Origin of the sequence: Streptomyces sp. SS1-1, assembly GCF_008973465.1 — a bacterium.
Lineage (GTDB): Bacteria > Actinomycetota > Actinomycetes > Streptomycetales > Streptomycetaceae > Streptomyces.
Window position 1 is genome coordinate 4,371,023 of record NZ_WBXN01000004.1, and the last position, 12,455, is coordinate 4,383,477.

A 12,455-nucleotide genomic window follows, 5' to 3' on the forward strand; every position below is an offset into this window, starting at 1 on the left:
CGGGGGATCGAAACCGGGCGGCGCGTCCGGCCGGCCGGGGTCCGGCGGCCGCCGGGCGACGCGAGGGACGACGCCGCGAGCCGCGCAGGCCGGGTGAGCGGCGGCGGAGGGGCGGGGCGCGGTGTGAACGGGGGACAGACGGGTGCACGGAGCGAGGGGGTCGAAGTGACAGGCGTTGAGGAGACCGCGAGCGACGGCGCGCGGGCGGGGTCGGGGGCCCGGCCCGCCGGGCCGCTGCTGCTCGGGGTGCGGCACCACGGGCCGGGGTCGGCGCGGGCGGTCCGCGCGGCCCTGGACGCGGCGCGGCCGCGCACCGTGCTGATCGAGGGGCCTCCCGAGGCCGACGCCCTGGTGCCGCTCGCCGGGGACGAGACCATGCGGCCGCCGGTCGCCCTTCTCGCCCACGCCGTGGACGAGCCCGGCCGGTCGGCGTTCTGGCCGCTCGCCGAGTTCTCCCCGGAGTGGGTGGCCCTCCGCTGGGCCCTGGAACACCAGGTCCCGGCCCGCTTCATCGACCTGCCCGCCACACACACCCTGGCGTGGAGCAGGGACGGCGAGACGGACTCCGGACCGACCGCCCAGCAGGAGGACGCGGAGGACGTCGAAGACAGGGGGGACGACGGGGACCTGGCGGCCGACGTCCGCGTCGACCCCCTCGCCGTGCTCGCCGAGACCGCCGGCTACGACGATCCCGAGCGCTGGTGGGAGGACGTCGTCGAGCACCGGGGCACGGCCGGCGGGGACGTGTTCGCCCCCTTCCAGGGGCTGGAGGAGGCGATGTCCGCCCTGCGGGAGGTGTACGGCAGCGGTGGTCACGACCGGGACCTGGTGCGCGAGGCGTACATGCGCCTCCAGGTGCGCGCCGCCCAGCGGGAGTTCGGGGACGACGTGGCCGTCGTGTGCGGTGCCTGGCATGTGCCCGCGCTGCGGCGGAAGAGCACGGTCGCCGCCGACAAGGCGCTGCTGAAGGGGCTGCCCAAGGTCAAGACCGAGATGACTTGGGTGCCGTGGACGCACCGCAGGCTGGCCCGCGCCAGCGGCTACGGCGCGGGCATCGACTCGCCGGGATGGTACGGGCATCTGTTCGGCGCGCCCGACCGGCCCGTCGAGCGCTGGATGACGAAGGTGGCCGGACTGCTGCGCGAGGAGGACCGCATCGTCTCCTCGGCGCACGTCATCGAGGCGGTCCGTCTCGCGGAGACGCTGGCGGTGATGCGCGGCCGCCCGCTGCCGGGGCTGAGCGAGACCACCGACGCGATCCGCGCGGTGATGTGCGAGGGCTCCGACGTGCCGCTGGAGCTGATCCGGGACCGGCTGATCGTCGGCGATGTGCTGGGGGAGGTGCCGGAGGCGGCGCCCGCCGTGCCGCTCCAGCGGGACCTGGACCGCGTCCAGCGCCGGCTGCGGCTGAGGCCGGAGGCGCTCGAGCGGGAGCTGGAGCTCGACCTGCGCAAGGAGAACGACGCCGAGCGCAGCAGGCTGCTGCACCGGCTGCGGCTGCTCGGCGTGGCGTGGGGCGAGCCGGTCGCGTCGCGGGGCAGCACCGGGACGTTCCGGGAGACCTGGCGGCTGCGCTGGGAGCCGGAGCTGGCGGTGCGGGTCGCCGAGGCCGGCGTGTGGGGGACCACGGTGCTCGCCGCGGCCACCGCCAGGGCCGAGGCCGACGCGGTCGCCGCGCAGGGGCTCGCCGACGTCACGGCGCTCGCCGAGCGCTGCCTGCTGGCGGAACTGCCGGACGCGCTGCCGGTGGTGATGGACGTCCTGGCCGAACGGGCGGCACTCGACGCGGACGTCGGGCATCTCGCGCAGGCCCTGCCGGCGCTGGTGCGCTCCCTGCGGTACGGCGACGTCCGCGGCACCGACACCGGCGCGCTCGCGGAGGTGGCTGCCGGACTCGCCGAGCGGGTCTTCGTCGGCCTGCCCCCGGCCTGTGTCGGCCTCGACACCGACGCGGCGGACGAGATGCGGCGCCATGTCGACGCGGTGCACGGGGCCCTGGGGCTGCTCGGGGACGCGGTGACCGGGATGCGGCCGCGCTGGCACGGAGTGCTGCGGGTGCTGTCCGGCCGGGACACCGTGCCCGGCGTCATCAGGGGCCGCGCCGTGCGGTTGCTCCTCGACGACGGGGAGCTGCGCCAGGAGGACGCCGCGCGGCTGATGGGGCTGGCGTTGTCGCCGGGAACTCCGCCGGGGGACGCGGCGGCGTGGATCGAGGGCTTCGTCGGCGGGGGATCCGGTGGCGGGATGCTCCTCGTGCACGACGAGCGGCTGCTCGGCCTGGTCGACACCTGGCTGACGGGTGTACCGGCGGAGGCGTTCACCGACGTGCTGCCGCTGCTGCGGCGCACCTTCTCGGCGTACGAGCCGGGCGTCCGGCGCACGCTGGGCGAACTGGTCCGGCGCGGACCGGGGGAGCGGCAGGGCGTGGGCACCGCCGGGGCCGGCATACCCGGCTTCGCCGACGAGCTGGACCGCGAGCGGGCGGACGCGGTGGTGCCGGTCGTACGCCTGCTGCTGGGACTGGACGGGACGGAGGACGGGGCCGCCGGGCGCGGCCGCCCCGCCGCCGGTGACCTTGTGGGGGCGACGGGATGACGACCGAGGGACTGCTGAAGCGCGGCGAGCGCGCCGGCCCCGGGACGACGAGTGCGGCGCGGCTGCCGCGCCTTACCCCGGCCCAGCGAAGGGCGGCGACGCCCCGGACGGTGCCGGTGATGCCGCTGTGGGAGCGGCGGCAGCACGAGGGGGCGTGACGGAGTCGGGTGCCGGCGTACGAGAGCCGCGAGGGAACGAGGCGATGACACAGGGGGCGGCGCGCGGGGTCCGCGAGGGGAGCCCGCGGAGGAACCGGTGGCGGGAACGGTGTCGAAGGGGGACACGCTGATGACGACCGAACTGAGGGACCCGGCGAGCGAGCGGCTGCGCCGCTGGCGGCTTGTGCTGGGCGGGGACGACGCCGACGGCACGGGATGCGCGCTCTCCGGCAAGGACGCCGCGATGGACGGAGCGCTCACCGCCCTCTACGGCAGAGGGGACAAGAAGCAGACCGGCAAGGACCGTTCGGCGGGGCTCGGGGCGTCGGCCCCCTCGGTGGCCCGCTGGCTGGGGGACATCCGGACCTACTTCCCGTCCTCCGTCGTCCAGGTCATGCAGCGCGACGCCATCGACCGGCTCGGCCTGTCCACGCTCCTGCTGGAACCGGAGATGCTGGAGGCGGTCGAGGCCGACGTGCACCTCGTCGGCACGCTGCTCTCGCTCAACCGGGCCATGCCGGAGACCACGAAGGAGACGGCTCGGGCCGTGGTGCGCAAGGTCGTCGAGGACCTGGAGAAGCGGCTCGCCACCCGCACTCGCGCGACCCTCACCGGCGCCCTCGACCGAAGCGCCCGGATCAACCGGCCACGCCACCACGACATCGACTGGAACCGCACGATCGCGGCCAACCTCAAGCACTACCTGCCCGAGTACCGCACGATCGTGCCGGAGCGGCTCATCGGCTACGGGCGGGCCTCGCAGTCGGTGAAGAAGGAGGTCGTCCTCTGCATCGACCAGTCCGGGTCGATGGCGGCGTCCGTGGTGTACGCGTCGGTGTTCGGGGCCGTGCTGGCGTCCATGCGGTCCATCGACACCCGGCTCGTCGTCTTCGACACGGCGGTGGTCGACCTGACCGACCAGCTGGACGATCCCGTCGACGTCCTCTTCGGCACCCAGCTCGGCGGCGGCACGGACATCAACCGGGCGCTCGCGTACTGCCAGTCACAGATCACCCGGCCCGCCGAGACGGTGGTGGTGCTGATCAGCGACCTGTACGAGGGCGGCATACGCGACGAGATGCTCAAGCGGGTCGCGGCCATGAAGGCGTCGGGAGTGCAGTTCGTGGCGCTGCTGGCGCTGTCCGACGAGGGGGCGCCCGCCTACGACCGTGAACACGCGGCGGCGCTGGCGGCGTTGGGCGCGCCGGCCTTCGCCTGCACGCCCGACCTGTTCCCGGAGGTGATGGCGGCGGCCATCGAGAAGCGGCCGATCCCGGTGCCGGACACTCCCTGACGGTCCGTCACCGGTGGTGGGGCGGGCCGCCATCGGCAGGACGGGAGGCGGTTGCCCGTGGACGCCGTGCAGCAAAACGGACATGAGTGCCCATCGGTCACAGAGGGCTTGCGCGACCTCGGGAGGGGCGTGCGAGGATCGGCGTCCCGTCAGCGGTGTGGCGTGTTCCGTAAGCGCATACACCCCGGCGCCCCCTGTCCCTCGCCCACCCCACGGGAGGACCACCACCGTGTCCCGGCCCGCCGCCTCACCGGGTGCCGCACCGCGCGTGCTCCAGTTGGTGCTGCTCGTCGGGGGTCTCTTCGTGCTCGGTCTCCTCTGCGGGGAGCGGGCCGAGGCGGCGGAGGGTGCGGGGGACAAGGCGCCGCTGCCGGCGGTGAGCCGGGAGGTTGCTCCGCCCGCGACGTCGGTGGTCCCGCCGGTGCGCGACCTCGTCCGGACCGTGACCGAGGACGTGACGCGGACGGTCGGGCAGACGGTCTCCGGCGTACTCACCGAGGTGCGGAAGGAACTGCCCCCGCCGCCCGCACCGCCGGTCATGTCACCGGCACCCGCACCGACGCCGCCCGGGATGCCGGACTGGCCCGGCGTGGAGGTGCCCGGCCTGCCGGCTCCACCCGCGCCCGAACCGCCGAGCCCGCCCGCCCTCCCCGGCGTCCCCGACCTCTCCGACGTCCCCGGCCGTCCTGGCGGCCCGGGCCTGCCGGCGCTGCCCGCCCCCCGCGACACCGCGCCGGCGCCCAAGCCCGCCGCGGAGGAGCCGGGGGATCACCGGGACCGCACGCCATGTACCGGCGAGGGATCGACCGGTGCGTACGGCCCCTGGGGCGACCCGCGTGGCGCCCGGCCACTCGCCGCCGGCGTCGGGACCGGCGCCGACGGCACGGCGTCCGGCGCCATGGACGCCGTAGCCGCGCAGCCGGACGCGCGGTTCGGGTACGGCCCCGTGCGGCAGGGACCGCCGGACGACCCGGCCGGGGTGCCGGGCAACCGTTCGAGCGGCGACAACAACGGTCCCCGGTGCGCGGACGCCCACGCGGTGTCCGTGGAGTACGGCCGGATCCCGGTGCGACTGGTGCCCGGCGCCGCCGTCCGGGCGGAGGCGGACGAGACACGGGACCGGTACGGGGACGTCCCGGTGTCGCCCGCCTAGCCGACGCCGCACGGCCCGCCGGTCTCCCCGGGCCCTCCCGGTCGCCGAGCCACCTCGCCGCCGCACCGCGTCACAGCCCGCGGCCCGCGGCCCGCGGTACCGATCGTCGACGGCACCGCGGCCCGCAGGACCGATCGCCGACCGGCACGACCTCGCCGGTGCTCGCACCTCGCACCACCCGTACCGGCCGCCACGCCCCCTGACGCCTGCCCGTGCCCCCGGCACCAAGCCGACACCGGCACCGGCACCGGCACCGGCACCAAGCCGACACCGGCACCGGCACCCAGACCCCGCGCCAGCCCGCCGGCCGGCCGGCACCAGCCCCCGGCCCGCGAAGCCGGCGCAGCACCCCGGCAGCACCCCGCCGGCGCAGCACCCGGCAGCACCCCGCCTGCGCAGCACCTCGGCAGCACCCCGCGCAGCCCCCGGCGTCATCGACAACGCCGGCCATCCGACTCGCGGGTGGACGGACCCGGACGGCCGAAAGCCGTCGGGCGTTCGGGTCCGGACCCCGCGAACCGGCCGGGGTGATCCCCATTGGGGTGGGGATCACCCCGGCCAGGGCCCTCCGAAGCGGCCTTCTTCCGCCGCTTCCGGGCTGTTCAAGGCGCCGCATCGGGTCAACCCCAACCCGATGCGGCGCCTCCCCCTCGTCCACGCGTTCGGCACGCCGTGCCAGTGATATCCACCGATCGCGGCATCATGTGACAGGTATCACCGCTCACGTGTGACCCGCGATTTAGAGGCTCCCCCCATGCGGCGATAACCTGCGAGACGGACATGCCGCGCGCTCGGACACCGTGTGCGCCTCCCTTGTGACAGAGCGGACGTCACGTTGCCCTTCGCGGCACGCCCACGCATCCAACGAACCGCGAGATCACTGATAGGGACGGAAGCGCGTGGACCTGTTCGAGTACCAGGCGAGGGACCTCTTCGCCAAGCACGATGTACCGGTGCTGGCCGGTGAAGTCATCGACACGCCTGAGGCGGCCCGCGCAGCCACCGAGCGTCTCGGTGGCAAGTCCGTCGTCAAGGCCCAGGTGAAGGTCGGTGGCCGCGGCAAGGCCGGCGGCGTGAAGCTGGCCGCGAGCGCGGACGAGGCCGTGGCCCGTGCGACCGACATCCTCGGCATGGACATCAAGGGCCACACGGTCCACAAGGTGATGATCGCCGAGACGGCCCCGGAGATCCTGGAGGAGTACTACGTCTCCTTCCTCCTCGACCGTGCCAACCGCACCTTCCTCTCCATCGCGTCCGTCGAGGGCGGCATGGAGATCGAGGAGGTGGCGGCCACCCGTCCGGAGGCCGTCGCCAAGATCGCGATCGACGCCATCGACGGCGTGGACGAGGCCAAGGCCCGCGAGATCGTCGAGGCCGCCAAGTTCCCGGCCGAGGTCGCGGACAAGGTCGCCAACGTCCTGATCAAGCTGTGGGACACCTTCATCAAGTCGGACGCCCTCCTCGTCGAGGTCAACCCGCTCGCGAAGGTCGCCTCCGGCGAGGTCCTCGCCCTGGACGGCAAGGTGTCGCTCGACGACAACGCCGAGTTCCGTCACCCCGAGTACGAGGAGCTCCACGACAAGGCCGCGGCGAACCCGCTCGAGGCCGCCGCCAAGGAGAAGAACCTCAACTACGTCAAGCTCGACGGCGAGGTCGGCATCATCGGCAACGGCGCGGGTCTCGTCATGAGCACCCTGGACGTCGTCGCGTACGCCGGTGAGAAGCACGGCAACGTCAAGCCGGCCAACTTCCTGGACATCGGCGGTGGCGCCTCCGCCCAGGTCATGGCCAACGGCCTCGAGATCATCCTCGGCGACCCGGACGTCAAGTCCGTCTTCGTCAACGTCTTCGGTGGCATCACCGCCTGCGACGAGGTCGCCAACGGCATCGTCCAGGCCCTGAAGCTGCTCGAGGACCGCGGCGAGAACGTCAGCAAGCCGCTCGTCGTTCGTCTCGACGGCAACAACGCCGAGCTCGGCCGGCAGATCCTCACCGACGCCAACCACCCGCTGGTGCAGCGCGTCGACACCATGGACGGCGCGGCCGACAAGGCCGCCGAGCTGGCCCACGCCGCCAAGTAAGCACTCAGGACGAGGACACAACACACCATGGCTATCTGGCTCAACAAGGACAGCAAGGTCATCGTCCAGGGCATGACCGGCGCCACGGGCATGAAGCACACCAAGCTCATGCTCGGTGACGGCACCAACGTCGTGGGCGGCGTGAACCCGCGCAAGGCGGGTCAGACCGTGGACTTCGACGGCACCGAGGTACCCGTCTTCGGGACCGTCAAGGAGGCCATCGAGAAGACCGGCGCCAACGTCACCGTCATCTTCGTGCCGGAGAAGTTCACGAAGGACGCGGTCGTCGAGGCCATCGACGCCGAGATCCCGCTGGCCGTCGTGATCACCGAGGGCATCGCCGTGCACGACTCGGCCGCCTTCTGGGCGTACGCCGGCAAGAAGGGCAACAAGACCCGGATCATCGGCCCGAACTGCCCCGGCATCATCACCCCGGGCGGCTCGAACGTCGGCATCATCCCCGGCGACATCACGAAGCCGGGCCGCATCGGCCTGGTCTCGAAGTCCGGCACGCTGACGTACCAGATGATGTACGAGCTGCGTGACATCGGCTTCTCGACGGCCGTCGGCATCGGTGGCGACCCGATCATCGGCACCACGCACATCGACGCGCTCGCCGCGTTCGAGGCCGACCCCGACACCGACCTGATCGTCATGATCGGTGAGATCGGCGGCGACGCCGAGGAGCGTGCCGCGGAGTACATCTCGAAGAACGTGACCAAGCCGGTCGTCGGCTACGTCGCGGGCTTCACCGCGCCCGAGGGCAAGACCATGGGCCACGCCGGCGCCATCGTCTCCGGTTCGTCCGGCACCGCCCAGGCGAAGAAGGAGGCCCTGGAGGCCGCGGGCGTCAAGGTCGGCAAGACGCCGACCGAGACGGCGAAGCTCGCCCGCGAGATCCTGGGCGGCTGACACCAGCCCCGGCATCGCGCCGAAACGCCGGTGGGCCCGTCCCCGTAGGGGGCGGGCCCACCGGCGTTCTCCGCACGGCCACTGGTTTTCCGCACGGCCGCTAGAACGGCTGGGGCGCGAGCCGCTCCGGGCCGGCGTGCGGCTCGGAGCGGAGCTTGTCGCGCAGCTTCTGCTCCTTGTGCGACAGCGGCCCCGGCGCCACCGGTGGCGGTACCCCGTGCACCGTCGCCCCCGGCGGCACCGGCGGCTCGTACCGGGTGGGGGCGGTCCGCAGCGTCAGCGCGGTCGTGCCGATCAGCGCCACGGTGAACGCGATCGCCGCGCGCGTCCAGAAGCGGGCCCGGCGTTCGCCGCCCTCGCGGACGGCCGGGGCGGCGGAGGCCCGCAGACGTTCCGCCGAGGCCAGCTCGGCCAGCCGGCGGTGGAGATCGTCCGGGTCGGCGAGGGTGGGCATCCGGGTGGCGACGGCGGCCCGGGCGGTCAGGATGCGGTTGGCGGCGGCCGGGGTGGTCGCCTCGGTCTCGGCCGCCGTCTCGGGCAGGTCGAGGCCGACACCGTCGTACAGGAGCAGGGTGCGGCGCTGCGACGGGGTGAGGTCGAGCAGGACGTCGAGCAGGAGCCGGTCGGCGGTGTCGGCCGGAGGGGGCTCGGGGTGCCGGTAGCGGGGGCGGAACCGGTGCCAGGGCGACAGCGCGAAGTCGTACGCCGTCGCCCGCACCCAGCCCGCCGGGTCGGGGTCCCGCGCGACCTCGGGCCAGCGCTGCCAGGCGATCTCGAAGGCCCGCTCGACGGACTCCCGCGCCAGCTCCCGCCGCCCGGTGAGCAGGTAGGTCTGCCGTACGAGGGCGGGGGCGCAGAAGGCGTAGAGCGCGTCGAACGCCTGGGCGGGAGTGAGGGGTCGGCCGGGCCGTGGGCCGGTGGGGTCGGCCGCGGCGTCCCCGGCGAGACCGTCGTTCCCCTCGGTCGCGGTCGCGGTCCCGGACTCGCCCTCGATGCCGGCCGCCGTGTGATGTTCCGTCACGTCAACGTCCGCGGACCGTTCCTGATCCTCCCTCTGCTCCTCGAGGGTCCTCAGCAGATCCAGGTACGCCTCGCCCTCCCGGCCCGACGGAGCCGCGCGGCCGGTCTCCCACGCGCGCACCGTCCGGCGGCTGACGCCGACCCGTTCCGCGACCTGAGCCTGCGTCAAGGACCCGGCCTCGCGCAGGCGTCGGCGCTCCGTGGGCGGGGGAAGCGGCGTTGCCGGGCTCTGCGTCACAGTGCACCCCTCCGTGTGAAAAAGTACATAAACGTATATTGGGCGACACTTCGGAGGTTCGCCTGTTGCGAGGGTTGAGCGCGTGTCGTTGGGAGCATGGCCGCGTGATCGAGATGACTGCTCGCCGAACGCCCCTGTCGTCCCTGCTCACACGGTTGCGTCACCGCACCCCGGGGCTGAGCGCCAGCCTTCTCAACGGGGCGCTCGCCGCGGCGCTCGGGCTCGGGGCCCTCGTGTTCCTGGTGATGGTGCTCTGGGTCGTCTCGCCGTATCCGGACAGCGGGCCCGGCGGCGCCCTGCGGATCGCCGCCGTGCTCTGGCTGCTGGGCCACGGCGCCGAACTGGTCCGCGCCGACACCCTCTCCGGCGCCTCCGTGCCGGTCGGGGTCACCCCGCTGCTCCTGTTCGTGCTGCCGGTCTGCCTGGTGCACCGGGCGGCCCGGGACGCGGCGGCGGACGGCGGGGACGACGCCCCGCCCGTGCACGGGCCCACGGCCTGGGCGGGCGTCGTGCTCGGCTACCTCGGCGTGGCGACGGCCGCGGCGCTGTACGCGGCCGGCGGTGTCCTCAAGCCGTCCTGGCCGTCGGCCGTGCTGTGCGTGCCCCTCGTCGTGATGGTGGTCGCCGGGGTGGGCGTGTGGACGGCGTGCGAGCGCCGTCCCGAGGCGGCGCGCGGGCTGCTCGGCGCGCTCCCCGGCCGCGCGCGGAGGCTCGCGCAGGGACCGGACGCGCCGGCCCGGCTCGCGGCGGCGGCCCGCGCGGCCGGAGCGGGCGCGGCGGCGCTGGTCGGGGGCGGTGCGCTGCTGGTGGCCGTGTCCCTGGTGTGGCACGGCGTGGACGCCCGCCAGACGTTCGCCGGACTGACCCAGGGCTGGTCGGGCCGGGTCGGCGTCCTGCTGCTGTGCGCCTCCCTGGTGCCGAACGCGGCCGTGTGGGCGGCGTCCTACGCCCTCGGCCCCGGCTTCGTGCTCGGCGCCGGGCATGTGGTGGCCCCGCTGGCCTCGGCACCGCCCCCGCCCCTGCCGCCCTTCCCGCTGCTGGACGCCGTGCCGTCGGCCGGCATCGTCGGACCGCTCCAGTGGGCGGTGGCGGCGGTCCCGGTGGTGGCCGGTGTGGTCCTGGGGCGGGGCGCGGCCCGGTGGGGCTCCGGCGTCGACCCTGGCGTACGGGGCGACACGGCCACCTGGACGGGCAGGACCAGGACCAGGGGCGGACGGGCGCACTCCGGGCCGCAGACGCGGGGCGGGAGGAACGCGCCGTCCCCGGCCCGGCCGCCGGCCACGCCGACCTGGTCGCCGCTGCGGACGGCCGCGGCCGCCCTGCTGGCCTCCGTCATCTGCGCCTGTCTGGTCGCCGTGCTGGCCGGGCTGTCGGGCGGGCCGCTCGGCCGGAGTGCCCTGGCGGAGTTCGGTCCGGTGTGGTGGCAGGCGGGTGCGGCGACCCTCGTGTGGGTCGCGCTGGTGGGTGTCCCGGTGGCCGTGGTCGTCCGCGGCTGGCGGTGCCTGGCGCACGCCACCCGGAGGGACGCGGAGCCCAGGGCGGCGGCGATCGGTTCGCCGCGTACGGCGGACACGTCGACCGGCGCCCGGAAGAAGGTCCCGGCGGGCGAGCGGAAGAGCCCGTTCACGGCCCTGGTGAAGGACCAGCCCGTGCCGCAGCAGAACGACGGCCGGCCCGGCGGTTCAGCCGCGGCGGCCCGGTACGACGGGGACGACGCCTACGAAGCGGTGGAGGAGGTGCCGTACGGGGCGTACGACCACGACACGACCTTCGAGCCGGACGGCTACCAGCCGGACGACCTCGAGCCCACCGGCCCCACCCCGAAGAAGCAGGACCCGAAGAAGCCGGACCCGAAGGAACCGGACTCCAAGGGCTCGGCCAAGGAATCGACCCCCGACGAGGACTCGGCGAACGCTACAGACGCCCCGCCGGCAAACGCCAAGCCGACAGACGCCAAGCCGACAGACGCCAAGCCGGCAGACGCGACCCCGACGGAAGCCGACCCCGCACCCGAAGCCACAAACGCCCCCACACCCGAAGCCACGGGCGACGCCGCACCCGACCCCCGACCCGACACCGCCCCCGAGACGCCCCCCAGCCCCCCGCACCCGGGCGCCGCCGCCTCCTGACGGGAGCGTGGACCGGCCGGACGGGTCACTCGGTGCTGCCGAGCACCCCGCGCAGCTCCTCCGGGAGCAGTTGCTTGCAGGACTGCTCGGCCTCGCTGGTGAGCGCGTCGCTGCGGCAGGTGTAGTAGTCGCTGTAGACCATCTGCGCCGTGAACCCGGCGGCGACCACCGCGAGCGCGAGGGACGCCGTGACCAGGCCGCTCACCGCGGCGGTCGTCTGGGGGCGGCCGCCGGCCCGCGCGGGGGCCGGGCTGTCCGGGTCCGGGGTGCGCGGCTTGGTGCGCAGGCTGCTGATCCCCCAGTACAGGGAGAGCGCGCCGAGGAGCAGGGCCACGTAGGGCCAGCTGAACAGGGCGAAGAAGAAGGCCCACATTCCGGAGAGCAGCGCGTAGCGGGCGCGGCGCTGCGCCGGGTCCGTCGGGTCCCAGCGCATGTTCGAGCCGGGGGAGCCGCCCTGGCCGGGGCCTTCGGGGCGGTCGCCGCGCGGGCGCTCTCCGAAGCCTCCGCCGGACGAGCGGCCGGGCTGGCGGTCGCTCCACTGGCTGCCCCACGGGGACTCGCCGCCGTCGCCGCGGCCCTGCCCGTCGTCATCGCCGCCGCCCGAGGGGTGGCGGGGCTGCCAGGGCTGGTCCGGGGTGCCCTCGGGGGGCGGTGCGAAGGGGTTGTCGTCCTGCTTCCGGCCGTCGCCCCGCTCGTCGCCGCCCTGTCCACCGGAGGGCGCGTCGGGCGGCGTGGAGGGGCGCTCCCGCAGCAGCACGCCGCTGTGCACCCCTCCCTGCACCGGATGCGAGGAGAGCGTGTGGAGTCGCAGGCTGCGGTCCGGCATCAAATCGAGCGTCTTCCCTGTGGTCGGCTGGACGGGACGGGGTCCGGGG

Annotated in this window: 9 protein-coding genes; 7 read left to right on the top strand and 2 right to left on the bottom strand. The window is 74.6% G+C overall.

What is annotated here, in order from left to right; translation table 11 throughout:
* Nucleotides 1-165: 165 nt before the first annotated feature.
* The 6 genes from F8R89_RS21565 to sucD all read left to right on the top strand — a co-directional run bounded on the left by F8R89_RS21565 (nucleotide 166) and on the right by sucD (nucleotide 8,193).
* On the top strand, nucleotides 166-2,595 hold the full coding sequence (locus F8R89_RS21565) for a DUF5682 family protein (RefSeq protein WP_151785471.1): 2,430 nt from the start codon (nucleotides 166-168) through the stop codon (nucleotides 2,593-2,595).
* Nucleotides 2,592-2,753: a hypothetical protein gene (locus F8R89_RS36245; protein ID WP_192806186.1), complete on the top strand. Its 162-nt coding sequence runs from the start codon at nucleotides 2,592-2,594 to the stop codon at nucleotides 2,751-2,753. The genes F8R89_RS21565 and F8R89_RS36245 overlap by 4 nt, the downstream gene beginning before the upstream one ends.
* A gap of 130 nt (nucleotides 2,754-2,883) precedes the next feature.
* Nucleotides 2,884-4,047: a VWA domain-containing protein gene (locus F8R89_RS21570; RefSeq protein ID WP_151785472.1), complete on the top strand. Its 1,164-nt coding sequence runs from the start codon at nucleotides 2,884-2,886 to the stop codon at nucleotides 4,045-4,047.
* Nucleotides 4,048-4,276: 229 nt separating this feature from the next.
* The gene (locus F8R89_RS21575; RefSeq protein ID WP_151785473.1) at nucleotides 4,277-5,200 is read left to right on the top strand and encodes a hypothetical protein; all 924 of its coding nucleotides are present in this window, start codon (nucleotides 4,277-4,279) and stop codon (nucleotides 5,198-5,200) included.
* An 899-nt stretch (nucleotides 5,201-6,099) separates the two neighbouring features.
* Nucleotides 6,100-7,281 carry an ADP-forming succinate--CoA ligase subunit beta gene (gene sucC, locus F8R89_RS21580; RefSeq protein WP_151785474.1) on the top strand — a complete coding sequence of 394 codons (1,182 nt, stop codon included), beginning with the start codon at nucleotides 6,100-6,102 and terminating at the stop codon, nucleotides 7,279-7,281.
* A gap of 27 nt (nucleotides 7,282-7,308) precedes the next feature.
* On the top strand, nucleotides 7,309-8,193 hold the full coding sequence (gene sucD, locus F8R89_RS21585) for a succinate--CoA ligase subunit alpha (RefSeq protein ID WP_151785475.1): 885 nt from the start codon (nucleotides 7,309-7,311) through the stop codon (nucleotides 8,191-8,193).
* Between the two features lie 100 nt (nucleotides 8,194-8,293).
* Here sucD and F8R89_RS21590 read toward each other — a convergent pair whose 3' ends face one another.
* Complete coding sequence (locus F8R89_RS21590; RefSeq protein ID WP_151785476.1) at nucleotides 8,294-9,451, bottom strand: helix-turn-helix domain-containing protein; 1,158 nt, start codon at nucleotides 9,449-9,451, stop codon at nucleotides 8,294-8,296.
* A gap of 113 nt (nucleotides 9,452-9,564) precedes the next feature.
* On the opposite strand from F8R89_RS21590, the gene F8R89_RS21595 reads away from it, so the two are divergent.
* Nucleotides 9,565-11,580, top strand: a complete 2,016-nt coding sequence (locus F8R89_RS21595) for a DUF6350 family protein (RefSeq protein ID WP_192806187.1) — start codon at nucleotides 9,565-9,567, stop codon at nucleotides 11,578-11,580.
* Between the two features lie 25 nt (nucleotides 11,581-11,605).
* Here the strand turns inward: F8R89_RS21595 and F8R89_RS21600 are convergent, their stop codons facing one another.
* Complete coding sequence (locus tag F8R89_RS21600) at nucleotides 11,606-12,406, bottom strand: hypothetical protein (protein WP_151785477.1); 801 nt, start codon at nucleotides 12,404-12,406, stop codon at nucleotides 11,606-11,608.
* Between the last annotated feature and the right edge of the window lie 49 nt (nucleotides 12,407-12,455).

Excerpts from the sequence above, each read along its gene's own strand:
- F8R89_RS36245 (WP_192806186.1), top strand. The coding sequence starts at position 2,592 with ATGACGACCGAGGGACTGCTGAAGCGCGGCGAGCGCGCCGGCCCCGGG.
- F8R89_RS21570 (WP_151785472.1), top strand. The coding sequence starts at position 2,884 with ATGACGACCGAACTGAGGGACCCGGCGAGCGAGCGGCTGCGCCGCTGG.
- sucD (WP_151785475.1), top strand. The coding sequence starts at position 7,309 with ATGGCTATCTGGCTCAACAAGGACAGCAAGGTCATCGTCCAGGGCATG.
- F8R89_RS21595 (WP_192806187.1), top strand. The coding sequence starts at position 9,565 with ATGACTGCTCGCCGAACGCCCCTGTCGTCCCTGCTCACACGGTTGCGT.
- F8R89_RS21600 (WP_151785477.1), bottom strand. The coding sequence starts at position 12,406 with ATGCCGGACCGCAGCCTGCGACTCCACACGCTCTCCTCGCATCCGGTG.